This window comes from Synechococcus sp. R55.3, assembly GCF_047461975.1.
Taxonomy (GTDB): domain Bacteria; phylum Cyanobacteriota; class Cyanobacteriia; order Thermostichales; family Thermostichaceae; genus Thermostichus.
Genome location: NZ_JANSIG010000001.1, coordinates 49,506 through 75,349 on the forward strand (window position 1 = coordinate 49,506; position 25,844 = coordinate 75,349).

The window sequence follows — 25,844 nt, forward strand, 5'->3', positions numbered from 1 at the left end:
AACTACCTATGTAGCCATTTGCAAACTCACAAAACATCTCGATTCAAGCTTTTGTGAAATGCAAGGACTCCGTCCCGCTTACGCGAACGGTAAGCTCAATTCAACTCCGAGCAGGGTTGGTGCTCCCCACCGCTAGCGCGAACAGACTGAGGTGCGCCAATGCCAGATTGGATCCCTTGCCAGACCCGCTCTGGGGTGAGGGGCAGCCGACGCAAGCGAAGGCCGGTGGCTTGAAAGACGGCGTTGGCAATGGCGGGAGCGATGCAGTTGGTGGTGATTTCCCCCACTCCTTTGGCGCCAAAGGGTCCATAGGGATCCGCCTGTTGCACCAAGTGAACTTCGATGGGGGGAACTTCCTTGGCGGTGGGGATGCGGTAGTAGCGGAAGCCAGCGTTGAGGATCTGGCCTTGTTCATCTCGGATCAGTTCTTCGGAGAGGGCGTAGCCGATGCCCATGGCAGTGCCCCCCGCGACTTGCCCATAACAGATGCGCGGGTTGATGGCCGTGCCCAGATCGATGGCTTGCGCGATTTTCAGCAGCTCAATCTGGCCGGTTTCCATATCCACTGCCAATTCCACCCCCGCCACGGCAAAGGAGAGGGAAGATTCGTCGGCGGCATGGTGCAGCTCCACCTCGATGGGATCCGAAGCCCTTTGGGCCAGCTCCGGCAAAGTCAGGGATCCCTGGGGAGCCGAAAAACGTCCCTGCGCAAAACAAACTTGGCCGGGATCCGTCTGCAATCTCAGGGCAGCCGCCTGGATGAGTTTGTCCCGCAGGGCTAGGGCCGCCCGTCGACTGGCCTCGCCGGAAATGTACAAGGTGGCTGAGGCGTAGGATCCGGCGTCGAAGGGGGTTTCTTGGGTATCGGCAGCGATGAGATCGATCTGGTCTATGGGGATCCCCAGCACTTGGGCAACGATCTGGCGCAGGGTGGTATCGGAGCCAGTGCCCACATCCACTGCCCCACTGCGCATGAGAATGCGCCCAGAAGGCAAGAGGCTGAGTTTGACGCCTGCCACGTGGATCTTGGAAAGGCCGCTCCCCTGCATGGAGATGGCAATGCCACGCCCGTAGCGGCGGGATCCCTGGGGTGGGGGAAGGGGGGTGCTGAAGGCCGTTTGAATCTTTTCAAAGCAGTCCTTGAGGCCGTAGCTGCCGATGAGGTTGAAGTGGGCATCCTCTAAATCAGCATTCTGCTGATCTCGGTACCCCAGCGTGAGGGGATCCCCGGGCTGGATGACGTTTTTCAGTCGCAACTGGATAGGATCCAGCCCCAACCTGTGGGCAATTTCGTCCATCTGGCATTCCACAGCGAAGGTTCCCTGGGTGGCCCCGTAGCCGCGGAAGGCTCCCCCTGGCATGGAGTTGGTGTAGACGGCAAAGCCTTCAAACCGCTTGTGGGGGCAGCGGTACAGCCCCAAGGGTATGTAGCCCGCCAGAAATACCACCGCCTGGCTGTGGTTGCCATAGGCGCCGGCATTGGCGTAGGCGGTGATCTCCTGGGCAATCAGGGATCCATCGGCTTTCACGCCAGTTTTGACGCGAATCTGCATGGCGTGACGGCTGTTGGTGGCGGTGAATTCCTCGCTGCGGGTGAGCTCCCACTGCACAGGTCGGCCCGTCTTCAGCGTCGCCAGGGCACAGAGGGGTTCCGTGAGGATTTCTTGCTTGTTGCCGAAGCCACCCCCGATTTTGCCCTTGATCACCCGAATGCGCTCGCGAGGGATCCCCGTGATCTCCGCCAAAACTCGCTGGCAATGGAAGGGCACTTGGGTGCTGGAGCGCACCACCAGGCGGTCAAAGGACTCCGTCCCATTAACAACGGCTTCCAGCCAACTGGTGCTGACGTGGGGCTCCAGATGGGCGTGCTGTACGGCAGGGAGATGGTAGGTGTTCTCCAGAATCAGATCCGCTTCGGCAAAGCCCTGGGCCGGATCCCCACTTTGCAGGCACACGTATCCTGCCAGGTTGCGGCTGGCCAAGCGCTCCGCACCGCCGCTGCGAACGTCAATTTGCCGGGCTTCTGGCTCGTCGTGGATGACCGGGGATCCCGGCTGCATGGCCTCCAGGGGATCCAGCACGTGGGGCAAAACCTCATACTCCACTTGGATGAGCTGGCAGGCCCGCTCGGCAATGGCCACTGACTCGGCCACCACCGCCGCCACTCCATCCCCCACAAAGCGCACCTTCTCATCCAGCACAAAGCGATCCAGAGGATCCGGCACCGGCTCCGCATGGCCGGCAGTGCTGTAAGCCCGACGCGGCACATCCCGATAGGTCAGTACGGCCACCACACCCGGCAGGGCCTGGGCTTGGCTGGTGTCGATACGGCGGATTCGGGCATGGGCATAAGGGGAGCGCAGCAGCCGCAAATGAAGTAGCCCAGCAGGAGCAAAATCGCCCGTGTAGGCAGGCTGGCCGGAGACGATCTGTGGGCCATCTTGCTTGGGAACATTGCGCCCCACACTCTCCAGCTCTGATTCAGGGAAAGTGCTCCCCACCGCTAACGCGAACGAGGCCGGGATCCCTTGAATGCTGTCCAAGATGGCTTGATAGCCTGTACAGCGGCAAAGGTTGCCCCGCAGGTGATCCCGCAGCTCGGCCAAGGACTCCGTCCCGCTTACGCGAGCGGATGGGATCCCTTCCCCACAGAGCTGACGAGCACTCAAGATCATCCCCGGCGTGCAAAAGCCACACTGGAACCCCTGTCCCTCTAAAAAGCGGGCCTGCATCGGATCCCATTCCCCGCCTCTGGCCAACCCCTCGATGGTGGTGATGGCTTGGCCCTGCAAGCGCGCCGCCGGGTACAGGCAACTGTGGACGGGATCCCCCTCCAACAGCACCGTGCAAGCCCCGCAATCCCCCGAGTCGCAGGCACGGCGTACCCCCACCCAGCCCAGCTCCCGCAACAAGCTCAGCAGAGTGATCCCCGGCGGAACCACCTGCCCATAGGGTTGGCCGTTCACCTGAAATCGGATGGGAATGGGAGTGGGATCCATAACGGTCTTCTTTTTTCACTCACATCTACCCCATTCTGTTTTGAGCAAAATGTTTCGAGTGAACCATTGGATTGCCCTGTTTGTTTTCATCCCTCTTCCCCATGAGGTGAGGGGATCCTGCCTATCGCAGATCGGTTTGCCCTCCCTCGCTGGGATGGCTTTCTTGGATGATCAGAGCAGGATTTTGTGAATTCAAATCCCAAGTGCAGGCCAAGCCTTCTGTGCCGAGATCTCTTCGCTTCCCTCAACTCCATTGATGACTTAGCCTATTTACCCTAGGAGACACTATGGCAACTCTTTACTTCAGCCCGCTTTTCGAGGTACAAGCTCTGCAAGCGGAGCCCAACCGGGGACGCTCTCGCTCCTTCCTGCCCACTCCTCTGCAGGTTTGGGAGAGCGGCGAAGCCTACACCGTCCAGTTGTGGGTGCCCGGTGCCAATCGGGAACGCTTCCACATCGAGGCCACGGCTCAACAGCTCTCCATCAGCGGCGAGATCCAGGTTCACGGCCCTGAAGGTGCTGAATTGCGCTACCAAGAAGTGGAGCCCCAACCTTTTCAACGCATCCTCAAGCTGGCCCGCCGCATCCAGCCGGAGAAAGTCTCGGCCACCTATCGCGACGGCATCCTCACCCTCACTCTGCCCAAAGCCGACGCAGCGCGGGTGATCAAAGTCCAAGTGGGCGCCTCAAACCCCACTACTCCGACGGAAGCCGTGACGGTGGAAAGCCAACCTGCCTAGGATCCCCAGTCTCTCCCTCTCTTTTCAGGCGAGGGGATCTAGCCGTTCCACTGCACGCGCACCTCATCTCCCACTTTGAAACCCAAGGCACGGCTGGCATTGCCTCGGTTTTGCACGATCTCCACCCAGCCGGAGCTGCCCACCAGGGCCAGCACTTCCCCAACTTCTCCCTCAGCAAAGGTGGCCACGGAGCGGACGGGGATCCCTTTGATCCAGGCGCTCCAGCTTCGACCTTCCACCCACTGTCCGGGCAGGTTGGTGATGCCGTTGCCGAAGTGGTCGATGGCCTGGACCAGGCCGCGACAGCCGTTGGTCTCCATCTGGGGTGGCGGCCACTCCCAGCGGGTTAGTTCTGCTACGTCTAGGGGATCCCCCAGCTCCGCCAAAGGGATCCCGTTGGCCAGATGAGCGGCAACCGGGGCAAAAATATCCCGCCCATGAAAGGTGCGGCTGGGAGAGGGGGTGCGCCAATAGCGGGGCCGGTTGAGTTCCACAGCAGCCAGCGCCGGAGTTTGGGCCAAAACGCCGCTGAACAGGCCATTGTCAGGGCCAACCAAAAAGCCCGTCTCGGTTTGGATGGCTACCGCCCGGCGGCTACTCCCCACCCCTGGATCCACAACGGCCAGGTGAATGGTGCCCGACGGCAGATAGGGGTAGGCCGTCATCAGGGCAAAGCGAGCCGCCGCCACATCCTGAGGCGGGATCCCATGGCTGAGGTCGATGAGTTGAGCCTGTGGGGAAAGGGTATGAATCACCCCTTTCATAATGCCCACATAGGGATCCTGCAGGCCAAAATCCGTCAACAGGCTAATAAAAGGCATACCCTTTTGAGGCTTGAGGATCCCAGTTTAAGGATCCCAAAAGATAACAGCGCTTATGGATGGGGTGGCTAGCGGGCAGCAAGAGCAGGTTGCGGGCGCTCATACACCTGCCCCAAACGCGCCAACTGCTGCACCAGCAAGCTCAAGAACAGGCCCACATCGGTCACAATCCCCACCGACTCCAGGGATCCCCGATCGGCCAGCTTGGTCACCACTGCCGGGTTGATGTCCACGCAGATCAGCTTGACCCCGGCAGGCGTCATGTTCCCGGCACCAATGGAGTGCAACATGCTGGAGAGCATCAGCACCATGTCGGCCCCCTGCAGCAGCCGTGCGTAATCCTGCTGGGCCTTGATCAAATCCATCTCCGTATCTGGCAGCGGCCCATCGTCGCGGATGGATCCCGCCAGGGAGAAGGGCACCTGAGCGCGAATACACTCGTAGAACACCCCGCCGGTAATCACGCCCGCTTCCACCGCAGCTCGGATACTGCCATACTTGCGGATGAGGTTGATGGTTTTGAGGTGATGCTTGTGGCCGCCCTTGACCGGGGTGCCCCGCGACAGATCCACCCCCAGCGAGGTGCCGTAGAGATTCTGCTCCAAATCGTGAACGGCAATGGCATTGCCCCCCAGCAGCGCCTGCACATAGCCTTCGCGGATGAGGGTGGCCAAGTGGGATCCGCCGCCTGTGTGGATGACCACCGGCCCTGCCACCACCACCGTTTTGCCGCCCCGCTCCTTGATTTGCCGCAGCTCCCAGGCAATCTGCTCCACCAGGATCTCCACCCGCCGCTCGCTGGAGACCCCCGATCCCATAAAGGTAAACTCCTGGGAAGAGCGCTCTTTGCTGGCCTGGCGCACGGTGCGGATCCCTTCCACCCCACACACCACGGCATCCCCCACCTGCAAATCTCGAATCAGGGTGCAGTAGGCTGAAAACTCCGTCTCGCCATTGCAATCGGATCCCTTGACCACGATCACCCCATCCATGCGCTGCCGCTGCACCGGGATCCACTGGCCGGCCACCCGCACCTGCGTGGGATAGATGGTGGTGACATAAAAATCGTCGGGCGCTACCCCTGCTTTCTCTACCCGCTCCAGACGGGCATCTTGCTGGGTTTCCTCCGAGAGACGGGCCCCCTGCTCGATCAAGGCGCTGAGAATGGTATCCAGGGTCTCTTCGGTGGGAGCGGAAACGGCCAGTTCCACCGTGGAAGTGCTCTGCCGTTTTTCCCCAAGCTGAAACTTGAGGATCTGGAAGCTGCCGCCATTGTCGACAATGCAATCGACGGCTCTGGTGAGCAGGTCGCTGTCCACCAAGTGTCCCTGGAGGGTCACCGTCCGGCTGAGCACCGTGGCCACCGGATCGGTTTGGGGAGCCACCGTCTCGTCGAGGCGCAGCGTCAGGCACTTGGCCGCCCCACCGGCTTTCAGGAACTCCGTCAGCTCCGTCTGCACCACCGCAAATCCCCGCTCCTGTAGGGTGGCTTCCAGCTCTGGGCTGACCCGATTCACCAAGATCGTGCCGTTCACATCCACGGCATTGCAGGCAAAGTGAATGGCATCCGCCTCCTGAACCGGGATCCGCTTTTCAGGGGGCACCCGCATCTCGATCAAGCGGTTGGAATAGGCATCAAAAGCCGGCGGGTAATAGAGCAAATAGCCTTCGGAGAGGGGGCAAAAGCAGGTGTCTAGGTGGTAGAACCGCTCGTCCACCAGCCGCAAAGACAACACCTCGATCCCCAGCCACTTGGCCAAGTAGGGGTGAGACTCCAACATGGAGCGAAAGCCGTAGCCCGCCCACAGCCAGCGCCCTGCCCGATCCAACAGAGCATCTCCCGCCCCCTCAAAAGCCAGGGCCGGCGGCAGCTCATAGACGGTGTAGCCCTGTTCCTCAAACCAAGCCTTGAAATGGGGCTGTTCCCCCTGCCGCTCTGGGTGATAAAAACGGCTCAGCACCACCTTGGATCCCAGAATGAGCCCGGCATTTGCCGTAAACACCATATCCGGCCATCCCGGCACCGGCTGGATTAGCTTCACCTCCGCCCGCTGCGAGAGATGCCGATAAAGAGCCTGCCACTGCTGCAGCGCCCGTTCTCGGGAAGAGCGGTGGACATTCCCCACCATCCAGGGGTTGATCACATAGTCCACCTCGTAGTGATCGGGTGGGCACATCAAATACCGAATGGCACCAGGCATAGATCTCAGAGCGCAATCTGCAGCAGGGCATCCCCTAGATTAGCAGTTGCGTGAGCAGCATCCTCAAGAATCATGAAAGAATCATTATTTGTGGGAATCTTTCGCCAGCTCTGGCTGCAGTGGGCTGGGATCGGCAATGTTGGGCAATTCCAGACAGTAGCCCGCCCCATAGACGGTTTTGATGTACTGGGGGTGGCGGGGATCCGGCTCCAGCTTGGTGCGCAGGTGGCGGATGTGAACACGGATGGTCTCGATGTCGTCGTCGGGCTCGTAGCCCCACACCTCCTGCAGGATTTCGCTGGGGGAAACGGTCTGCCCATGTCGCTGCATCAGACAGTGGAGCAGGTCAAACTCCAGGTGGGTGAGCTTGATCGTTTTGCCGAACCACAACGCCTCAAAGCGCTCCGGCACCAGCGTGAGAGGGCCATAGGTGAGGATCTCCCCATGCTTAGCCGCCTGTGGGATCCGGTCTGAGCGACGCAGCAGGGCCCGCACCCGCACCAGCAGCTCCTGCACCTCAAAAGGCTTGGTCAGGTAGTCGTCGGCACCGGCATTAAAGCCCTCGATCTTGTCCTGGGTTTGGCCGAGGGCGGTGAGCATCAAAATCGGGATCTCGCTGGTGCGCTCCTCCCGCCGCAAGCGCTGACAAACGGTCAGGCCATCTACCTGGGGCAGCATCAGGTCGAGGATGATGAGATCGGGGAGAACTTGCAGAGCCAGTGCTTGTCCGCGCACCCCATCGGTGGCCTTCACAACCTCGTAGCCCGCCAACTCCAGATTGATGCGCAGGATATCCAGAATCGAAGGGTCGTCCTCAATAATGAGTATGCGAGCCATAGCCGGTTGCAGCCCAAACTGCGGATAAAACGTTTTGTTAAATGTGCTAACAAAGAGCCGAAGCTTTACGACTGGAAGTTTACTTAATTTTAGCCTCATTGCAAATCTTGCCGCGCAGCTAACCCGCAGGGTCGTCCAGCCCGGAACCGGAGGCATGGGAAACTGTTCAACCCGTTTGGGGCAAATGGGTGCGTTTTTAAGGCCTACGGCCCGCTATCGCGAACGGATCTCCCTTGGGGAAAGTGGTTCGGCACCGCTGGCGCGAACGCGGCGATGAGGCGGCGGGTATAGTCTTGCTGCGGCTGCCGGTAGATCTGGGAAGCAGGGCCAATCTCTTCGATGCGGCCTCGGTTCATGACCATCATGCGGTCGCTCATGAACTTGACCACGCTCAGGTCGTGGGAGATGAATAGGTAGGTCAGCCCCAGTTCCTCCTGCAGATCCTTGAGCAAGTTCAGCACCTGGGCCTGCACAGAGACATCCAGAGAAGACACCGCCTCATCGCAGACAATCAGGCGCGGCTCCGAGGCCAGGGCGCGGGCAATACAGATCCGCTGCCGTTGTCCTCCTGAAAACTGGTGGGGCAGGCGATCCAGCGCTTCCGGATCCAGCCCTACCCGTTCAAACAGACGCTGGGCCCGTGCTCGCCGCTCGGCAGCGTTGCTCCCAATCCCGTGCAGGGCCATCGGCTCCATGACGCTGGCTCCCACACTCATGCGCGGATCCAACGAGGCCGCCGGATCCTGAAAGATGAGCTGAATCTCGCGGCGGAGACGACGTAAGCGTTGGGGCGGCAAGCGGAGCAGCTCCTCGCCGTCGTAGATCACCTGGCCAGAGCTGGCACGGACCAGGCGCAACAGGGTTCGCCCCAGGGTGGTTTTGCCGCAGCCGGACTCTCCCACCAGCCCCAAGGTCTCTCCGGGGTAGAGGTCAAAGGTGATCCCATCCACGGCCCGGATCTCGCCCACCTGGCGGCCAAATGGCCCTCGACGGACGGCGTAGTGGGTTCGCAGATCCCGCACCTGCAACAGGGGGGGCTGACTGTACAGCCGGCGCAGCCGTTCTTCCTCTTCGGCGGCTGGGATCTCCACTTGCTGCCACTGCTCCTCCAAGGATCCCCCTTTTTCCAGAAAATCCTGGACGGTGGGCAACCGCCGCAACCGCCGCTCCAACACCGGGCGACAGGCCAACAGACCGCGGGTGTAGGGGTGCTGGGGATCCCGAAAGATCTGCTCCACCGAGCCTTGTTCGACGGCTTGGCCCCGGCGCATCACCACCACCTGATCCGCCAATTCGGCCACCAAGTTGAGATCGTGGGTGATGAAGAGGATGGCCATCTGCCGGTGCTGCTGCAGATCCCGGAGCAGGCGCAGGATTTCCGCTTGCACCGTGACATCCAGAGCGGTGGTCGGCTCATCGGCAATCAACAGTTTGGGGTTGGAGGCGATGGCACAGGCAATGGCCGCCCGCTGGATTTGGCCGCCGGAGAGCTGATGGGGATAGCGCTCCAGCATCTGGGGAGAAAGCTGCACCTCCTCGAACAGGCGAATGGCCTGGGCGCGGATCTCCACCGGCGTTAGAGAGGTGTTGGCCCTCAGGGTTTCCTGCAACTGCTGGCCACAAGTGTAGAGGGGGTTGAGGGCGGTGCTCGGCTCCTGGAAGATCATGGCAATTTGGGATCCGCGATAGCGCCGCCGTTGTCGGGGATCCAACTGCAGCCAGTCCACCGTTCCGTCAGGGCCCTTGAAGAGGATTTTGCCCTCCACCCGAGCCGAGCTGGGCAGCAGATCAATCAGCGTCAGGGCGGTCATGGTTTTGCCGGATCCCGACTCCCCCACCAGGCCCAAGGTCTGGCCGATCCCGATCTGGAAAGACAGCCCATCCACCACCGGGGATCCCGAAGGCTCCCTCCTGCTGACGCCAACTGTGCGGCTGGGCAAGAAAACCCGCAGCCCTTGTACGGTCAGCAAGGCAGAATCGGCAGCAGGAACAGCCTCGATCATGGCGACGAAAGCGCTCCGCACCGCTGGCGCGAACGCAATGGGAGGATTGGCAGGATTATAGACCACCGTCCCCGTCTTGGCCCCCAAAGTGCTCTGCACCGCTGACGTGAATGACACTTGCTTTCTGAGCCACTAACCTTGTAGAGAAACAAGTGCGGAAGGGCGGCTTTGATGCGGCGACGCCTTCTACAGCTTTGCATCCTCGGCTGGGCGATGCTCCTCACTTTGGCAGTGGGGGGCAGGGGATCCCTTCCAGTTCCACACTTTTTTAGCATCGAGGCCCTTCAGGCCCAGGCTCAACCTCTAGCCGGAGAACTGCCGCAGCCGATGCGGCTCAAACTTCCCCCCGGCCTGGATCGCTACGCCTACGACAAGGCGGTGGGAGACTACTTTGAGGAAATCGAGCCGCTTTTGCCAGGTGGAGCCTATGCCCAGTGGGCCTTCTATCCCGTCCCTATCTACATCCAAGGGGATCACCCCCAGTGGAAGGCCTCCGTGGAGCAAGCGGTGAAGGAGTGGTCGGCCTACATCCCGCTCAAGGTGGTGGCCAAAGAGGAGGAGGCTTTCTACGGGATGAGCATTTACCGCGTTCCTCCTATTGGCGGCGGGGTGGCTGGGGCGGCCCGCCCGGAGTTTTTCTTCGCCTCCGATGGCTCTTTGCAGCAGCGGGTGCGCATCGTCATTGCAGAAGGACAGGGGTTGGCCGAAATAACGGCGGTGGCCCGACACGAGATCGGGCATGGGCTGGGGCTGTGGGGCCATAGCCCGAACCTGCGGGATCTAATGTATGGCGGACACCATGCGGCGGCTACCGGCAATCGGCGGGTGTTGCGGGTGCCCAACATTACCAAGCGGGATCTCAACACCCTCAAGCGCGTCTACGAACAGCCCACCTTGATCGGGCAAGTCTTTCCCGAAAGCGAACGCAAGCTGTTCTAAGTTCTCAGGATCTTTTGCGCTCCCCGCCATCCCATGGCCAGTAGGAAGAACAGCAACTGGGTGGCGACAATGCTGGGGCCGGAGGGCAGGTTGAAGGCCGCCGAGGCGATCATCCCCAACACCGCGCTCAGTCCCCCAATGCCTATGGCCAGCAGCACATAGGTTGTAAAGCGGGATCCCAACATCCGTGCTGTCGAGGCCGGGATGACCACAAAAGCGCTCACCAGCAACACCCCCACCGAGCGAATCGCCAGGCCCACCACCAAAGCCAGCAACACCACAAAGGCCAGCCGCTGCCAGCCCACCTGAACCCCTCGTGCCCGCGCCAGCGGCTCATCCAAGGTAAGCAACATCTGGGAGGGCAAAGTCAATCCCACGTAGGCCAAGCCGATGAGCAAGAGGATCCCGCTCGTCCACAGGGCCGCTGGGCTGATCCCCAAAATGTCCCCGAACAGCAACTGGTTGAGGTTGCCCCGATAGCCGGGCAGCAAGCTGAGGGCGATAACGGCCAGCGCCAAAGAGGAAGAGTAGATGATGTTCAGCACCGCATCCGCCGACAGTTGAGTGCGCTCCAAGACAAAGGTGACGCCCAAAGCAAACCCCACCCCAAACACCATCAACACCACGGTGGGATTCAGCCCCAGCAGCACTCCCAAAACAATCCCCAGCAGAGCCGAATGCCCCAGGGCATCGCTAAAAAACGACAGTTGCCGCAGAATAACAAAACTGCCCAGCAGCCCACCCGTCATGCCGGTGAGGATCCCACCCAGCATGGCCCGCTGCATAAAGGGCAACTGCAACAGCTCCACTACCCGCACCCAGCCCTCCAACATCGCCTTCCCCTCAGCGACGGTGGTAGCGGACAAAATGGTGCTCCGCACCGCTGTCGCGAACAGGCCCATAAACCCGGCTCAGCACTTCTGGTGCCAAAGCCACCTGGGGAGATCCCTGGCAGATGAGGGATTGGTTGAGGCACAGCACGCGGTCGCAATAGCAAGACACCATTTCCAGATCATGGGAGATCTGCAAAATGGCCCAGCCCAGAGATTGGCGCAGCTCTTCCAAGAGCCGGTAAAACTCCCCCTCGCTGAGCGTATCTAAGCCTGCCGGTGCCTCGTCGAGGATAAGCAACCGCCGCGGCCAAGCCAAGCAATAGGCCAACAGCACCCGTTTCAGCTCCCCGCCGCTGAGCTGGCCCAAAGCCTTAGAGGACAGGTGGGATGCGCCGACCCGTTCCAACGCCTCTTTCACCGCCTGCCGCCGAGCAGAGCGCTGCTGCCAGGGCCAGCGGGGTTGCAACGCCCCCCAACCCAAAGCCACAAACTCCTCCACCACCATGGGAAGCCCAGGATTGAACTGAAAACGCTGGGGCACGTAAGCCACCTGCTGCCGCACTGACGGGGGCAAATAGCCGGACAGGCGCACCGGCTCTCCCAGAATCCAAACCGAGCCGCACTGCCGCGGCAGGATCCCCAAAATCGCCTGTACCAAGGTACTTTTGCCGGCTCCATTGGGGCCAACAACCGCCGTATGGGATCCCGCCCTCAGCTCAAATGACACATTCTGTACTGCCAAGCGGGATCCCCGATAGACCGTCAGCCCCTCCACGCGAAGGACAACCTCGCCGGTCACCGCCCCCTCGCCAGTAGTTGTTCCAGCGAACCTTGCCCAAGCCAGGGCAGCTCCAGCGGCACAAAGGCCGTCTCCTTCTCAAAGGCCGAGATCAGATTATCCACGTTCTGCCGCATGATGGTCAGGTAATATTCCGGCTCGATCCCCTCAGGGCCGGCAGTCTCGATGGGATCGAAAACCCGCACTTCCACCCCCAAATCCCTGGCCAAGATCTGGAAGGGGTTGTTGTCTCCCACCTGAGGTTCCACCAAGATGGTCTTCAGGCCCGACTCCCGCACCGTCTCCATCACCCGTCGCACATCTTCTGGAGAAGGATTGGCCTCTGGGATCTCCACCAAGAACTCGGCTTTGAGGTTGTAGCGCTCGGCAAAATAGGGGGCAAAGTCGTGGAAGACCACAAAGCTTCTTCCGGCAAAGGGAGCTAGCCGAGCGGCAATCTCCTCATCCAAAGCCTTGAGCTTCTCGATAAAAGCAGCCGCATTGGCCCGGTAGATCTCCGCCCCTGCCGGATCCGCAGCGATTAAGCCGTCGCGGATGTTTTCCACCTGCTGAATAGCCCGCCTGGGATCCAGCCAAATGTGGGGGTTAAACTCGCCGTGGCTGTGCCCATGAGAGTGGCCATGGCCATGCCCGTGAGAATGGCCGTGACTGTGTCCATGAGAGTGTCCATGGCCGTGACCGTGGGAGTGCCCATGCTCTGGCTCCTCAGCCCGCAAAGTTGGGATCCCTTCGCTGCTGTCGATGGTCAGCAATTGGGGATTTGCGGCATTGGCGATCAACCCCTCCAGGAAAGTTTCCATTCCCAGCCCATTGATTACCAACACATCCGCCTGAGCCAGCAAACGAACCTCCTCAGGTCGAGCCTGAAAATCGTGCGGCCCCATCTGAGGGGGAAGGAGTGGCGTGACTTCTGCCCGATCCCCGGCCACAGCACGGGTAAATTGCGTTATCGGCAAAATCGTGGTCACCACCTTTGGGGGGCTGGATCCCTGCTGGGCCCGGGACTCTTCTTGGCGCATCTGCAGGCTTCCCAGGATCCCGACCGAGAGGGCGGCCAGCAGCGAGACCAGCGATCGCACCGGTCGAGCCGAACGGATAGAGTTAGCTTGATCAGTCATGAGCCTGAATACCTCACAAGACAACAGAGACAGCAGAGCTGGAAGCAACTGACTTCCCAAAAGCCAAGGCCCTCTGCCGCAGCATCGAAAACATGCTCACCAGACCGTTGCTCCTGGAAGGGCTAAGGCTGAAATTGAGGCCCATCTCCCGCACAAACTCTGGGGAAACCCCCAAAATCTCTTCCGGCGCTAGGCCACTTAGCCCCTCCACCACAATGGCCACCAAACCCTTGACCAACTGAGCATCGGCATCCCCTTGGATGTAGACCTTGCCCTCCCTAAACTCGGTGGCCAGCCACACCCGCGAAGCGCAACCTCTGACTAGGTTCTCCTCCTTCCTCTCCGCTTCGGGAAAGGGTGGCAGGCGCTTGGCATAGGCTAGGAGAAGCTCATACTTCTGCCGCGAGGTCTTGGCCTTCTGGAAGCGATTGACAATTTGCTGCAGAGCTGCGGGCATCCCTCAGCTTGTCTAGAGTGAGAATGATAATCAAACTCATCATAACACCCCCACTCAGCGAGGGCGCAGGGGCACCTGCAAACTTTTGGGACTGTCGTTACCGAAGCGAGCGATAGCCGCCACTTACTCCCCGTGGTGAGAGGACCAGTTGCCAAAGTTGGCTGGCCCGGGCCTTGAAGCTACCGGCACTCATCAGGAGATAGAGCCGCCACATGCGGCGAAAGCGCTCATCGTAGCGGTCGGCTAATTTTGGCCATGCCTGCTCGAAATTGGCGTGCCAGGCTTTTAAGGTGGCCACGTAATTGATCCCAAAATTGTGCCAGTCTTCCAGCACAAATAAGCCCTCAAAGGCTGCAGTAATCAGATGAGGCGAGGGCAGCATCGAGTTGGGGAAAATGTAGCGCTCAATCCAGGGATCCCGCCCCTGGTAGGCCACGTTGCTGCCGATGGTGTGCAGGAGAAACAAACCATCGTCGGTTAACAAGCGTCGGGCTACCTGCATAAACGTTCGGTAGTTTCGGTAGCCAACATGTTCAAACATGCCGACAGAAAGGATGCGATCAAACTTTCCCTGGGTCTGGCGGTAGTCCTCTAACCGAATCTCAACCGGCAGGCCGCGGCAGCGTTCGCTGGCCAGTTTGGCTTGCTCTTTGGAAACAGTAATCCCCACAACCTGCACCCCGTAGCGTTCGGCCAGGTACTGGGCTGTGCCGCCCCAGCCACAGCCGATGTCGAGCACCCGCATGCCGGGTTGGAGTTCCAGCTTGCGGGCAATGAGGTCAAGCTTAGCTTCTTGGGCTTCATCCAGAGTTTGCGCACCCCCATCCCAATAGGCACAGCTATAGATCATGCGGCGATCCAGCATGGCCTCATAGAGATCGTTGCCAATGTCATAGTGGCGCCGGCCAATGACAAATGCCCCCTTGCCCCGCTGGCGGTTGATGAGGCGACTGTCCAGCCCAAGTAGGGGCTGAATTAGCCAACCCACCTGCTGCGGTGCCTGGGCAGTTAGGAGACGACAAACTAACTCATCAATGGCCTCGCAATCCCACCAGCCCTCCATGTAGGCCTCGCCAAAGCCCAGGGATCCATAGAGCAGGCAGCGCAGATATAGCCGCTCGTCGTGAACTTGAATATCCCAAGGTTGCGAGCCATTGAGGGTTATACCGGCAACATCCAAAACCCGAAGCGCATGCTGACGCGCCAGCCAGCGCAAGCTGTTGAGTCCTTTCCCCATCCTCAGGAATCCCTCACCACAGGGAAACTGACTCAACAAATACAACCCAACGCGGCAAGGGATCCAACAAGTTTCCAATTTCTAGGGATCCCCCCGAAGGGGGAACATCACAAAGATATTCATTTGGTAGAGGTATACAGAAGAGGTTTCCAATTTCTAGGGATCCCCCCGAAGGGGGAACACGTACGGCATATCAACTTAAGACTCAAAATGAGATTAACGCTGTTTCCAATTTCTAGGGATCCCCCCGAAGGGGGAACGTGGGTCAGGCTTACCCACGTATGTGAGTACAAGCCGTTGTTTCCAATTTCTAGGGATCCCCCCGAAGGGGGAACACGGGCAGAGCGGTGTGAGTATATCCGGGATATTGCGTTTCCAATTTCTAGGGATCCCCCCGAAGGGGGAACAATTGTGGGTCTAGGGTATCTTCCTCACTCTCAAATAGTTTCCAATTTCTAGGGATCCCCCCGAAGGGGGAACTTGCCACCCCCACCAACCCAACACCACCCCCTCCACAAGGGTTTCCAATTTCTAGGGATCCCCCCGAAGGGGGAACAACTAGGTTCTAATTGAACAGCACCCAACTATCAGTTGAGTTTCCAATTTCTAGGGATCCCCCCGAAGGGGGAACTTGTAACCACCTCTCCCTTCATGGGAGCTAAAGAACGTTTCCAATTTCTAGGGATCCCCCCGAAGGGGGAACGTTGATCTAGTCTATTACCAAAGGCTGCTAATACAGCAGGTTTCCAATTTCTAGGGATCCCCCCGAAGGGGGAACGCTCGAAAGGATTACTCAAGCCCTCCCCCGCACTTAAGTAATCGTTTCCAATTTCTAGGGATCCCCCCGAAGGGGGAACGGTTATATGCGGACTATTCTATGGTGGAGCCAAGAACAGTGTTTCCAATTTCTAGGGATCCCCCCGAAGGGGGAACTAATGGGCTTTAACCATTCACGCACATTGTTGTTAGAAAGTTTCCAATTTCTAGGGATCCCCCCGAAGGGGGAACTGTAGCTGTTACTTTAATAGCTCTACCACTAATACTCTCAGTTTCCAATTTCTAGGGATCCCCCCGAAGGGGGAACCCTTTGAGGTCAGATTCAAGCGTGCAGTGTGGGTAAATGTTTCCAATTTCTAGGGATCCCCCCGAAGGGGGAACAGTCCACTGAACAGGTAGTAGCTCTAATAAGTCAGTTTTCCAATTTCTAGGGATCCCCCCGAAGGGGGAACGTCACTGGGAGTTAGATCATGGACTTTTAGACTTCCCTGAAGGTTTTCCAATTTCTAGGGATCCCCCCGAAGGGGGAACAAATTAATGAAAGTGTATATAGAAATCAATACTTATACATTTTCCAATTTCTAGGGATCCCCCCGAAGGGGGAACAAAGATGTTATGTGGCATAAGGAGCAAGCACTCCAGATTTTCCAATTTCTAGGGATCCCCCCGAAGGGGGAACCTGACACAGAGCAGATAGTTCGGGAACGCATGCCCGGTTTTCCAATTTCTAGGGATCCCCCCGAAGGGGGAACATGCTAGTGTTCTCCTGCGCACTCGTGATTCAACATCTAAAGTTTTCCAATTTCTAGGGATCCCCCCGAAGGGGGAACGAACGAGTCACCATTTGCAACGCGTACTTAACAACTTCGTCGTTTTCCAATTTCTAGGGATCCCCCCGAAGGGGGAACTTGGTCGAGCCTTTGACTGTAACTCCACTGTAGTGAAGGTTTTCCAATTTCTAGGGATCCCCCCGAAGGGGGAACCTCTACATACACCCACAGGGGTACATAACCCTGTGCTATTTTCCAATTTCTAGGGATCCCCCCGAAGGGGGAACTCTTCCGAAAGCAATTAGAGCACCTTTAGCTCGATTTATTTTCCAATTTCTAGGGATCCCCCCGAAGGGGGAACAATATTACTGGAATTACCAGCAGCAATGCTGGAAGCGTATGTTTTCCAATTTCTAGGGATCCCCCCGAAGGGGGAACTTAAATACCTCTACGGCAATAAGCGCCTTTATTTAAAGCGTTTTCCAATTTCTAGGGATCCCCCCGAAGGGGGAACAGGCAGCCAAAGCGCAAGCTGAAGCCCTGCGCAAGCAGGTGGAGGTTTTCCAATTTCTAGGGATCCCCCCGAAGGGGGAACGCTTGGCTACAGAAAGAACAGCCGCAATTGCTGATCACCATTTTCCAATTTCTAGGGATCCCCCCGAAGGGGGAACTTGAGGACGACGAAGACTAAACTCGCATTTTGCACCAAAATTTTCCAATTTCTAGGGATCCCCCCGAAGGGGGAACTCCGCCGGAGTTAGACTACTCAGCGGCTGTGGAAGAGCTGATTTTCCAATTTCTAGGGATCCCCCCGAAGGGGGAACACAAACCACGTACCGCAACTCGCGGTAGTTACCGCGATTTTCCAATTTCTAGGGATCCCCCCGAAGGGGGAACATCTATTTGGTACACATTACGGTCGGGTTTGTAGGAATCCCTTTTCCAATTTCTAGGGATCCCCCCGAAGGGGGAACCCGCTATCGTGGCCACTGGTTGGTCCTGGAAACAGGATGGAATTTTCCAATTTCTAGGGATCCCCCCGAAGGGGGAACCAGCCGCGGCAAGGCCACGGATGAACAGAGGGCAGCTATCTTTTCCAATTTCTAGGGATCCCCCCGAAGGGGGAACGCTACAATGGGCTGCACGTTACGTTAATCTAACCTCCCCATTTCCAATTTCTAGGGATCCCCCCGAAGGGGGAACTCCGGCTCAAGAACAGCCAATTCCTGCTTTACTGCCAAAGATTTCCAATTTCTAGGGATCCCCCCGAAGGGGGAACAGTTACGTTCGCGTGCTTTTCCTCTCGGTTTGAGGGATTTCCAATTTCTAGGGATCCCCCCGAAGGGGGAACACGATCACGCAAACCTCATCAACGGAACACACTTCTTTGTTATTTCCAATTTCTAGGGATCCCCCCGAAGGGGGAACCACCAATGACCCATCCATCATTGGTGTAATACGCCACCAATTTCCAATTTCTAGGGATCCCCCCGAAGGGGGAACAACTCTTGCAGCTACACCAATACCAATCAGTGTTCCTACTGATTTCCAATTTCTAGGGATCCCCCCGAAGGGGGAACCCTATACGCCAAAATAAACGGCATCAGACTTGGATACCTGATTTCCAATTTCTAGGGATCCCCCCGAAGGGGGAACTAACACCGAAAGGTGCACGCCTGACCTTTAATGACTTATTTCCAATTTCTAGGGATCCCCCCGAAGGGGGAACTCGGAACAATCTTTCCCGTACGGGATTGCCTTACACAATTTCCAATTTCTAGGGATCCCCCCGAAGGGGGAACAAAACGGTTTTGTTACAAGAAGAAGATTTCTTGCCGGAATTTCCAATTTCTAGGGATCCCCCCGAAGGGGGAACCACAACTAACCTGCTCTAAAAATATAAGGAGTGCCATTTGTGATTTCCAATTTCTAGGGATCCCCCCGAAGGGGGAACCTGAGGGAGAACCCGTTAACTTTGAACTCGGCTAGATTCAAATTTCCAATTTCTAGGGATCCCCCCGAAGGGGGAACAAAAAGGTTCGCAAGAACGCTGCCGTAAAGGCCAAGAAATTTCCAATTTCTAGGGATCCCCCCGAAGGGGGAACAACCCTGTAAATCTTCTTCTATCCTTATCGTTTCGCATTTCCAATTTCTAGGGATCCCCCCGAAGGGGGAACCCTTCCCGAGCGACCGGCCCCACCCCTAAAAAATAAAGGAGTGATTTCCAATTTCTAGGGATCCCCCCGAAGGGGGAACAACACAACGCTTGTGGAGTCAGCACCCCGCTCTTAGGATTTCCAATTTCTAGGGATCCCCCCGAAGGGGGAACTCCTTTATATGTTATGGAACTACGTCAGATACGGACAATTTCCAATTTCTAGGGATCCCCCCGAAGGGGGAACGCGGATGTACTAAAACGTGCAAATCTACTCAACAAGTTCAATTTCCAATTTCTAGGGATCCCCCCGAAGGGGGAACTTGGGCTCCAGCTTACCCCCATTGCCCACCCAATCTGGGATTTCCAATTTCTAGGGATCCCCCCGAAGGGGGAACTCCACCCCTATTAAACCCAAGCAGGGCAAGGAATGCAAGGCCCATTTGCGAGGGATCCGGAAAAAAGTCGGCAAAAAGAGTTTTGGCGAGGGGGTTTTGGGGCCGGAAAGCCTTGTGGCGCAAGGCGTCGAGGGATCGAACGAAAGAATCGGCCTTTGCGGCTTTTGGCGGATCGCTCGCGGAGGCGTTGATACCGTTTTGGTGTTCTTTTGGAAACATCGAGATCCAGACAAGGGCAGTAGGGCCCTGAGTCCACTGATGAGCCAACCTCAGCCAATCTAGCCGCGCAGGCGACCGGAGCGCAGGATGCTGATGACGAGCCACAGCCCCAACAGGCTGGCCGCCCCGAACAGGAGTTCGCTCAGCCAAAAGACCTGGAAGCGCTGCGTCTGAGCCGAGATGATGGCAGCTCCGACGATCAGAGAGCCGACCACAATGCTGTAGGAAAGGCGGTTGGCCGACTGATCCAGGCTGCTGCGGATCCCGTCCAGCTCTTGGATGGTCAAGTTCCAGCGCTGGGTTTCCGAGGTGATGCGGCTGAGCAGCAGCTCCATCTGGCGCGGCGATTGCAGAGAGAGATTTTTCAAATCCAAAGCCGTGCGCAGCAGCGAAGGCAGAGGGGCCTCCCCCAGCAATTGCGCCCGAAACACATCCGCCATCAGGGGGCGAAGCTGCTCCGGCAGGTTGTAGTCGGGGGTGAGCTGGCGGGCGATCCCTTCCAAATTGGCCAGCGCCTTGGCACAGAGGCCCAAATTGCCGGGAATGCGGATCTGGTTGCGCCGGGCCGCCTGCAGGATCTCAGAAAAGAGCTGGCTGAAGTTGAGTTCCGCAATGCTCAGGGTGTAGTACTGCCGCAGAAGGCGCTCGTAGTCGCTTTGGAGCTGGGCCAAGCTGACAGTCTGATCCCGCAAGCGGGCCGCGGATCTTTCCGGCAGGGCCAACTCCAGGGTCAATTCGGCACAGCGCTGGGCATCGAGGCTGACAATGGCCAGCATCAGCTCCAGCAGAATCTGCTGCGTACGCGGATCCAGCCGCCCAATCATGCCGCAATCCAGCAGGGCCACGCGACCGGATCCCAAGTAAAAGAGGTTGCCGGGGTGGGGATCGGCGTGGAAATAGCCATCAATGCAGATCTGCTGGAAAAAAGCGCGGGTCAAGAGGCGGGCGATGTTTTCCGGGTCCGCGTCGCTGCGATCCGCCTCCAACAAGGGCCGGCCCTCGATCCACTCCAGCGTCAACACCTTTGGCGTAGTGAGAGGCCAATGGATGCGCGGCACCACCAGTTGGGCCGGATCAAACCAACGCCCCCTTTGCAACTGTTGGCGGAGCTGCTCGGTGTGGCGGGCCTCTTGGGTAAAGTCCAGCTCTGCTTGAATGGCCCGGCAGAACTCATCCGCCAAGGCCACCACATCTGCCAACCTGCCGAACTCCGTTTGCGCCACCAGCTCGGCAATGCCCCGGATTAGCCGCGTATCCCGCTCCACCACCGCCTCCAGCCCGGGCCGCTGGATCTTGAGGGCCACCCACTCGCCGCTGACCAGACAAGCCCGATGGACCTGGGCAATGGATCCCGCCGCAACCGACTCTGTGTCCAGGCTGCTGAACACCTGCTCCAACGGCTGCCGCAACTGCTGCCGCAGCAGGATCTCCACCGCATTCCAGGGAACAGGAGGTACGTCGGCCTGCAGAGTGCTGAGGGCCTCGATGTACTCTCGCGGCAACAGGTCCGGACGGGTGCTCAGCAGCTGGCCTAGCTTGACATAGACCGGCCCCAGATCCACCAAAATGTTGCGCAGCACCATTGGGGGGGGCAGTTGGGGTTCCCCAGCCTTGCCAAAAGAGAGCAAGCGGCGCATGTAGTCCCAACCGTGGCGCAAAACCACCTCCAGGATCTCGGCCTGACGCGCCCCACTCTGGGCCAGACGGGCAAACATCGCAGTCTCTCTCCCTGGAAGTCCAATGGCAGAGAAGCCCGATCCCTAGAAAAAGGGGATAGGGGCCACCCTACGGGTTCCATCCCAGCCGGTTTGCAGCCCCTCCCGCAACACCCGCAGCACCTCATCGGTATCGGCATTGGGCTGGGCAAAGGAGAAAACATGCTTGAAGCGCAGTTTGCCCTCCCGATCCACAACGAACTGGGCCGGCAGGGGTGCTCCCAAAGCTTGGCCAACCCCATAGAGGCGGAAGGTTTTGCACTCGGGATCCACCAGCAGCGGGTAAGGCAGCTGCAGGTCTGCTTGAATCTGCTGGCTTTGAACCGGATCGGTGCTGGTGACCATCAGCAGCTCCGCCCCCAAAGCTTGGATCTCCCTGTAGCGGGCTTTCAGCTCTTGGATGTGGGGGTAGCAAAAAGGGCAAAAAAGCTTTTCGGTGAAGATACGAGTAAAAGCCAGAACCACCGGCTTTTGGCCGCGGTAGTCCGATAGCCGCACGGGATCCCCTTGCACGCGCGGCAGCTCAAAATCGGGGGCAATCTGGCCGATTTCCAGAGAAGTGTTGGCTGGTTGGGGGATGAAGTTGTCGGCAAAGCGACGGTTAAACAGTCCGCTGTTGCTGGTCATTGCAGTTTTTTACGTTTCTTTACTACTTGCCACCAGCCTAACCCAAAGCCTCGGCCACCGCCTTCAGCCGTCGGAGCTGGGCCCGCATATCCTGCTGGGTCGGCCCTGCTGCCAACAGGTAAAACCCTGCCGCCACCCAGGGACTGGGGATGCGGAAGTTGAAGCAATTGACTAGAAGGGTACCCCCCGGCTGGGGATGGCACTCCCAGCGGTCGGTTCCTTCAAAAAATCCCTTAAACTGCCACTGCACCAAGCCTTCTGCCCGCTCTGTAATCACGCAATCCAAGCTGGGGGATACAAACGGCAAGCGAAGGAAAAAGCGGTAGCGGCTGCCCAATTCCGCCAGAGGGGATCCCACCGCCTCACAGCCCAACAGCGGGTTGAGCCAGCGCTTCATCAACTCCAGGTCGGTGAGGCAGCGATCCACCTGGGCCACGCTGGCCGCAATCGGAATTGACTGGGTATAGATGGGCATCCTCAGGGGGAAGTTGGGGGAGCGAGCTTGGCCGCAGAGAGGTCTTCTGCCGTGGCAGAGGGGGATACGGTGCTCAGCAAAATCAAGATATCGCGATATTCCACCTGATCCGGCCCGCGACGGGGGGATCCCACTTGCACCACCGCCTGTTGGAGAGGCTTTTTGGGGTGGGGGGGAGACTCGAACACCAAGGTGCGGATCCCATTGGCCTGCTCGATGTCCGAGAGGATGTCCCAGCCCCGGCCCCACAGGGTGCGGCGATAGTAGGCGGCAATCGCCTCCAGAGGCTGAGAGGTCTGCAAGATCAGGGAAGCAAGGCCCCCCTCTCGATCCCGAATCTGTCCCGAAGAGATGATGGAAGCGTTGGGCAACTGCAAGTGAGGGGGAAACTGGGGGGGAAGAGCGCGGGCATCTCCTAGGGAAGCCTCAAAATGCGTGCCATCTTTGCCGATGTGACGCCGCACGGGATCCAGCTCTGGAGCAACCGGATCAGGCATCTTGCGGCAGGCCACGAGGGATCCCGCCAACAGCCCCAGGGTTAGCCGAGTAAGAATAGGCAAAGAACTTGGCCCCACTGACGTGAACCGCTCAAGACGGGGATTTTTTCTCATTCGTTGGCCAGGGATCCCTGACTGGTTATAGCGGATCCCGCCTTTGGATACAACCAATCTCCCTTTCTGGGCCAAGTTCCAGAGCAGCCATCATTCGTCGAGCCAGGGCTGACAACTGCACACCAGGTGGCGATCCCCGTAGGCGTTGTCGATGCGGCTGACGCTGGGCCAGAACTTGTGGGATCTGACCCAGGGGAGCGGGTAGGCGGCCAGCGAGCGAGGATAGGGGCGATCCCAGTGGTCGGCAGCCACCACCTCGGCGGTGTGGGGGGCCAGCTTGAGGGGATTGCGCACCGGATCCATCTCGCCTCGCTCAATGGCGGCAATCTCCTGGCGGATGGCAATCATCGCCTCGCAGAAGCGATCTAGCTCCTCCAGAGATTCGCTCTCGGTGGGCTCTACCATCATCGTCCCCGGCACCGGCCAGGAGATGGTGGGGGCGTGGAAGCCATAGTCCATCAGGCGCTTGGCCACATCTTCCACCTCGATGCCAGCGCTTTTTTTCAGGGGGCGCAAATCCAAAATACACTCGTGGGCCACCCACCCCCCCGGCCCCTTGTAGAGCACCGGGTAGTAGGGATCCAACCGCTTGGCGATGTAGTTGGCGTTGAGGATGGCCACCTGGCTGGCCAGGGTAAGGCCGGCGGATCCCATAAGGCGAATGTAGGCCCAGGAGATGGGCAAAATGCTGGCACTGCCCCACGGGGCAGCGCTGACGGGGCCGTTACAGCCGGGCAAAACAGGATGGCCAGGCAAATAGGGCACAAGGTGAGGGGCCACGGCAATGGGCCCTACCCCCGGCCCACCTCCCCCATGGGGAATGCAGAAGGTCTTGTGCAGGTTGAGGTGGCAGACATCGGCCCCCAGCTCGGCAGGACGGCAGAGGCCCACCTGAGCGTTGAGGTTGGCCCCATCCATGTACACCTGTCCCCCCGCCTCGTGGATTATCTGGCAAATCTCGCGGATCCCTTCCTCAAACACACCGTGGGTAGAAGGGTAGGTGATCATCAAGGCGGCCAGCCGCTCCCCGTGCTGCTCCACCTTGGCCCGCAGATCCTCAATGTCGATATTGCCGGCTTCATCACAAGCTACGCTCACCACCTGCATCCCCGCCATCACGGCGCTGGCCGGGTTGGTTCCGTGGGCCGAGGTGGGGATCAAGCACACCTGCCGCCGGCTTTCCCCTCTGGCTTGGTGGTAGCGGCGGATAGCCAACAGGCCGGCATATTCCCCCTGAGATCCAGCATTGGGTTGCAGAGAAACTCCGGCAAAGCCGGTGATCTCCGCCAGCATCTTTTCCAACTGGGCAAAGAGGGCTTGGTAGCCGCGGGCCTGCTCCAGGGGCACAAAAGGATGGAGCTGGGCAAACTCCGGCCAGGTGACCGGCATCATCTCCACCGTGGCGTTCAGCTTCATGGTGCAAGAGCCCAAGGGGATCATGGAATGGGTGAGAGCCAGATCCCGGCTTTGCAGGCGGTGGATATAGCGCAGCAGCTCAGTTTCCGAGTGGTAACGGTTAAAGACCGGATGGGTGAGGTAGGGGGTGGTGCGCAGGAGCTGGGGCGGCAGGCTCTGGCCCAAGTCCAGCTCTGGGCTGTCGGGATCCCAAGCTGGCGGTAAGGACTCCGTTCCGCTGCGGGGAAGGGTTCCGGCGAAGATCTCCCACAGATCCCGCAGATCCTGAGCGGTGGTAGCCTCATCCAAGCTGATCCCCAGCGTCTGGTCATCGATCTGGCGGAGGTTGATCTGTCGCTGGGCAGCGCCGGCCTGGATCGCCTGCACTTGCTCTGGAGAAGCTACCTTGACCCAGAAGGTATCGAAGAAATGCTCGGGCCCCACCTCATAACCCAACTGGCAGATCCCAGTGGCCAAGTGATGGGCCTGGCGGTGGATGCGCTCGGCTATGTGTCGCAAGCCGCGGGGGCCGTGGTAGACGGCATACATAGAAGCCATCACCGCCAAAAGCACCTGGGCAGTGCAGATGTTGCTGGTGGCCTTGTCCCGCCGGATGTGCTGCTCGCGGGTCTGCAACGCCAAGCGCAGGGCTGGCTTGCCTTGAGCATCCTGAGAAATCCCCACCAGCCGTCCTGGCAGCAGCCGCTTGTGGGCCTCGCGGGTGGCGAAGTAAGCCGCATGGGGGCCGCCATAGCCCAAAGGCACGCCGAAGCGCTGGGTGGATCCCACCACGATGTCCGCTCCCCACTCTCCTGGGGGTTGCAATAGGGTTAAGCTGAGCAGGTCGGCAGCCACCGTCACCACCATCCCCTTCTGGTGAGCCTGCTCCACCAACTGCCGGTAGTCCCGGATTTCCCCAAAGGTGTTGGGATATTGCAACAGCAGCCCAAAGCCCTTCTCCGGGCAAAACTCCGCCAGATCCGTCACGCGCACCTGGATCCCCAAGGGCTCTGCCCGCGTCTGCACCACTGCAATCGTCTGGGGATGACAGCCCCGATCCACCCAGAAAACCGGGGATCCCTTGCCCGCCAAGGTGTAGGCAAGAGCCATGGCTTCTGCGGCTGCGGTGGCCTCGTCCAGCAGGGAAGCATTGGCGATCTCCATCCCCGTCAGGTCGATCACCATCGTCTGGAAGTTGAGCAGGGCTTCCAACCGTCCCTGGGCGATCTCGGCTTGGTAGGGGGTGTAGGGAGTGTACCAGGCAGGGTTTTCCAGGATGCTGCGCTGAATCACCGGCGGCGTCAGGGTGTTGGAATAGCCCATGCCCAAAAAGGAGCGCCACACCTGGTTCTGGGCCGCCATTGCCTGCAGTTCCGCCAACACCTGCTGCTCAGGGCAAGGGGATCCCAATTGCAAAGGCTGGCTGCTGCGAATGGCCGGCGGCACCGCCTTCTCCACCAGCTCCTGCAGCGAACTCAGCTCCAACACTTGCAACATCTGCCCAATTTGCCGGGCATCCGGCCCAATGTGCCGTCTGAGAAAGAGTTCGGTCTGCCCCAGCAACTCCAGCTCCGGAGAAGGCGTGGGTTGTGGGATCCCTGGAGATGGATCCCGGCTGGGGGGGTCAAGTCGAGTCGAGTGGAGAAGGGCCAAGTCGGACATGGTGCGATAGCCGAGAAAGGGAGAGCAAGAAAGACTGTCTCCTGATCATAGTTGTT

The 25,844-nt window shown here is 59.1% G+C and carries 17 protein-coding genes and 1 CRISPR repeat array; of the genes, 2 read left to right on the plus strand and 15 right to left on the minus strand.

The genetic code is table 11. The features are described 5' to 3' along the window. Positions 1 to 95: 95 nt before the first annotated feature. Positions 96 to 2,999, minus strand: a complete 2,904-nt coding sequence (locus NW849_RS00230; RefSeq protein WP_414355383.1) for a molybdopterin-dependent oxidoreductase — start codon at positions 2,997 to 2,999, stop codon at positions 96 to 98. Between the two features lie 287 nt (positions 3,000 to 3,286). Between NW849_RS00230 and NW849_RS00235 the strand changes: the two genes are divergently transcribed. Beyond that, positions 3,287 to 3,739 (plus strand): Hsp20/alpha crystallin family protein, encoded by a 453-nt coding sequence (locus NW849_RS00235; protein ID WP_011431920.1) that lies wholly within the window; start codon positions 3,287 to 3,289, stop codon positions 3,737 to 3,739. A gap of 38 nt (positions 3,740 to 3,777) precedes the next feature. Here the strand turns inward: NW849_RS00235 and NW849_RS00240 are convergent, their stop codons facing one another. The 4 genes from NW849_RS00240 to NW849_RS00255 form a co-directional block, all read right to left on the minus strand. Further along, on the minus strand, positions 3,778 to 4,560 hold the full coding sequence (locus NW849_RS00240) for an S-adenosyl-l-methionine hydroxide adenosyltransferase family protein (protein WP_414355385.1): 783 nt from the start codon (positions 4,558 to 4,560) through the stop codon (positions 3,778 to 3,780). A gap of 68 nt (positions 4,561 to 4,628) precedes the next feature. Next, positions 4,629 to 6,761 (minus strand): TIGR00300 family protein, encoded by a 2,133-nt coding sequence (locus NW849_RS00245; RefSeq protein ID WP_414355387.1) that lies wholly within the window; start codon positions 6,759 to 6,761, stop codon positions 4,629 to 4,631. Positions 6,762 to 6,845: 84 nt separating this feature from the next. Further along, the gene (locus NW849_RS00250) at positions 6,846 to 7,598 is read right to left on the minus strand and encodes a response regulator transcription factor (RefSeq protein WP_414342492.1); all 753 of its coding nucleotides are present in this window, start codon (positions 7,596 to 7,598) and stop codon (positions 6,846 to 6,848) included. Positions 7,599 to 7,801: 203 nt separating this feature from the next. Next, positions 7,802 to 9,601 carry an ABC transporter ATP-binding protein gene (locus tag NW849_RS00255; RefSeq protein WP_414355445.1) on the minus strand — a complete coding sequence of 600 codons (1,800 nt, stop codon included), beginning with the start codon at positions 9,599 to 9,601 and terminating at the stop codon, positions 7,802 to 7,804. A gap of 171 nt (positions 9,602 to 9,772) precedes the next feature. On the opposite strand from NW849_RS00255, the gene NW849_RS00260 reads away from it, so the two are divergent. Then, complete coding sequence (locus tag NW849_RS00260) at positions 9,773 to 10,540, plus strand: hypothetical protein (protein ID WP_414355389.1); 768 nt, start codon at positions 9,773 to 9,775, stop codon at positions 10,538 to 10,540. On the opposite strand, the gene NW849_RS00265 is transcribed toward NW849_RS00260, so the two are convergent. The 10 genes from NW849_RS00265 to gcvP all read right to left on the minus strand — a co-directional run bounded on the left by NW849_RS00265 (position 10,537) and on the right by gcvP (position 25,788). Continuing rightward, a complete protein-coding gene (locus NW849_RS00265; RefSeq protein WP_414355447.1) occupies positions 10,537 to 11,373 on the minus strand; it encodes a metal ABC transporter permease in 837 nt (278 codons plus the stop codon). The genes NW849_RS00260 and NW849_RS00265 overlap by 4 nt on opposite strands. A 10-nt stretch (positions 11,374 to 11,383) precedes the next feature. Further along, positions 11,384 to 12,172: a metal ABC transporter ATP-binding protein gene (locus NW849_RS00270; protein WP_414355391.1), complete on the minus strand. Its 789-nt coding sequence runs from the start codon at positions 12,170 to 12,172 to the stop codon at positions 11,384 to 11,386. Continuing rightward, on the minus strand, positions 12,169 to 13,290 hold the full coding sequence (locus NW849_RS00275) for a metal ABC transporter solute-binding protein, Zn/Mn family (RefSeq protein WP_414355392.1): 1,122 nt from the start codon (positions 13,288 to 13,290) through the stop codon (positions 12,169 to 12,171). The genes NW849_RS00270 and NW849_RS00275 overlap by 4 nt, the downstream gene beginning before the upstream one ends. A gap of 13 nt (positions 13,291 to 13,303) precedes the next feature. Then, positions 13,304 to 13,747: a SufE family protein gene (locus tag NW849_RS00280; RefSeq protein WP_414329195.1), complete on the minus strand. Its 444-nt coding sequence runs from the start codon at positions 13,745 to 13,747 to the stop codon at positions 13,304 to 13,306. A gap of 97 nt (positions 13,748 to 13,844) precedes the next feature. Next, on the minus strand, positions 13,845 to 14,984 hold the full coding sequence (cfa, locus tag NW849_RS00285; RefSeq protein WP_414355394.1) for a cyclopropane fatty acyl phospholipid synthase: 1,140 nt from the start codon (positions 14,982 to 14,984) through the stop codon (positions 13,845 to 13,847). A 70-nt stretch (positions 14,985 to 15,054) separates the two neighbouring features. Next, positions 15,055 to 19,084: direct repeats of the CRISPR family, unit length 36 nt; unit sequence ATTTCCAATTTCTAGGGATCCCCCCGAAGGGGGAAC. Positions 19,085 to 19,362: 278 nt separating this feature from the next. Beyond that, positions 19,363 to 21,018 (minus strand): ABC1 kinase family protein, encoded by a 1,656-nt coding sequence (locus NW849_RS00290; RefSeq protein ID WP_414355395.1) that lies wholly within the window; start codon positions 21,016 to 21,018, stop codon positions 19,363 to 19,365. 45 nt (positions 21,019 to 21,063) lie between these two features. Beyond that, entirely contained in the window at positions 21,064 to 21,645 is a 582-nt protein-coding gene (locus NW849_RS00295; protein WP_414332206.1) for a peroxiredoxin family protein, read from the minus strand. A gap of 37 nt (positions 21,646 to 21,682) precedes the next feature. Next, positions 21,683 to 22,120, minus strand: a complete 438-nt coding sequence (locus NW849_RS00300) for an SRPBCC family protein (RefSeq protein WP_011431811.1) — start codon at positions 22,118 to 22,120, stop codon at positions 21,683 to 21,685. A 2-nt stretch (positions 22,121 to 22,122) separates the two neighbouring features. Then, the gene (locus NW849_RS00305) at positions 22,123 to 22,680 is read right to left on the minus strand and encodes a hypothetical protein (RefSeq protein ID WP_414355397.1); all 558 of its coding nucleotides are present in this window, start codon (positions 22,678 to 22,680) and stop codon (positions 22,123 to 22,125) included. Between the two features lie 141 nt (positions 22,681 to 22,821). After that, a complete protein-coding gene (gene gcvP / locus NW849_RS00310) occupies positions 22,822 to 25,788 on the minus strand; it encodes an aminomethyl-transferring glycine dehydrogenase (protein ID WP_414355399.1) in 2,967 nt (988 codons plus the stop codon). Between the last annotated feature and the right edge of the window lie 56 nt (positions 25,789 to 25,844).

What these genes read in the sequence shown, in the direction of transcription:
- NW849_RS00230 (WP_414355383.1), bottom strand. Translation starts at nt 2,999, where the DNA reads ATGGATCCCACTCCCATTCCCATCCGATTTCAGGTGAACGGCCAACCC.
- NW849_RS00280 (WP_414329195.1), bottom strand. Translation starts at nt 13,747, where the DNA reads ATGCCCGCAGCTCTGCAGCAAATTGTCAATCGCTTCCAGAAGGCCAAG.
- NW849_RS00250 (WP_414342492.1), bottom strand. Translation starts at nt 7,598, where the DNA reads ATGGCTCGCATACTCATTATTGAGGACGACCCTTCGATTCTGGATATC.
- NW849_RS00275 (WP_414355392.1), bottom strand. Translation starts at nt 13,290, where the DNA reads ATGACTGATCAAGCTAACTCTATCCGTTCGGCTCGACCGGTGCGATCG.
- NW849_RS00290 (WP_414355395.1), bottom strand. Translation starts at nt 21,018, where the DNA reads ATGTTTGCCCGTCTGGCCCAGAGTGGGGCGCGTCAGGCCGAGATCCTG.
- NW849_RS00235 (WP_011431920.1), top strand. Translation starts at nt 3,287, where the DNA reads ATGGCAACTCTTTACTTCAGCCCGCTTTTCGAGGTACAAGCTCTGCAA.
- NW849_RS00255 (WP_414355445.1), bottom strand. Translation starts at nt 9,601, where the DNA reads ATGATCGAGGCTGTTCCTGCTGCCGATTCTGCCTTGCTGACCGTACAA.
- NW849_RS00295 (WP_414332206.1), bottom strand. Translation starts at nt 21,645, where the DNA reads ATGACCAGCAACAGCGGACTGTTTAACCGTCGCTTTGCCGACAACTTC.
- NW849_RS00245 (WP_414355387.1), bottom strand. Translation starts at nt 6,761, where the DNA reads ATGCCTGGTGCCATTCGGTATTTGATGTGCCCACCCGATCACTACGAG.
- NW849_RS00300 (WP_011431811.1), bottom strand. Translation starts at nt 22,120, where the DNA reads ATGCCCATCTATACCCAGTCAATTCCGATTGCGGCCAGCGTGGCCCAG.
- NW849_RS00265 (WP_414355447.1), bottom strand. Translation starts at nt 11,373, where the DNA reads ATGTTGGAGGGCTGGGTGCGGGTAGTGGAGCTGTTGCAGTTGCCCTTT.
- gcvP (WP_414355399.1), bottom strand. Translation starts at nt 25,788, where the DNA reads ATGTCCGACTTGGCCCTTCTCCACTCGACTCGACTTGACCCCCCCAGC.
- NW849_RS00240 (WP_414355385.1), bottom strand. Translation starts at nt 4,560, where the DNA reads ATGCCTTTTATTAGCCTGTTGACGGATTTTGGCCTGCAGGATCCCTAT.
- NW849_RS00260 (WP_414355389.1), top strand. Translation starts at nt 9,773, where the DNA reads ATGCGGCGACGCCTTCTACAGCTTTGCATCCTCGGCTGGGCGATGCTC.
- cfa (WP_414355394.1), bottom strand. Translation starts at nt 14,984, where the DNA reads ATGGGGAAAGGACTCAACAGCTTGCGCTGGCTGGCGCGTCAGCATGCG.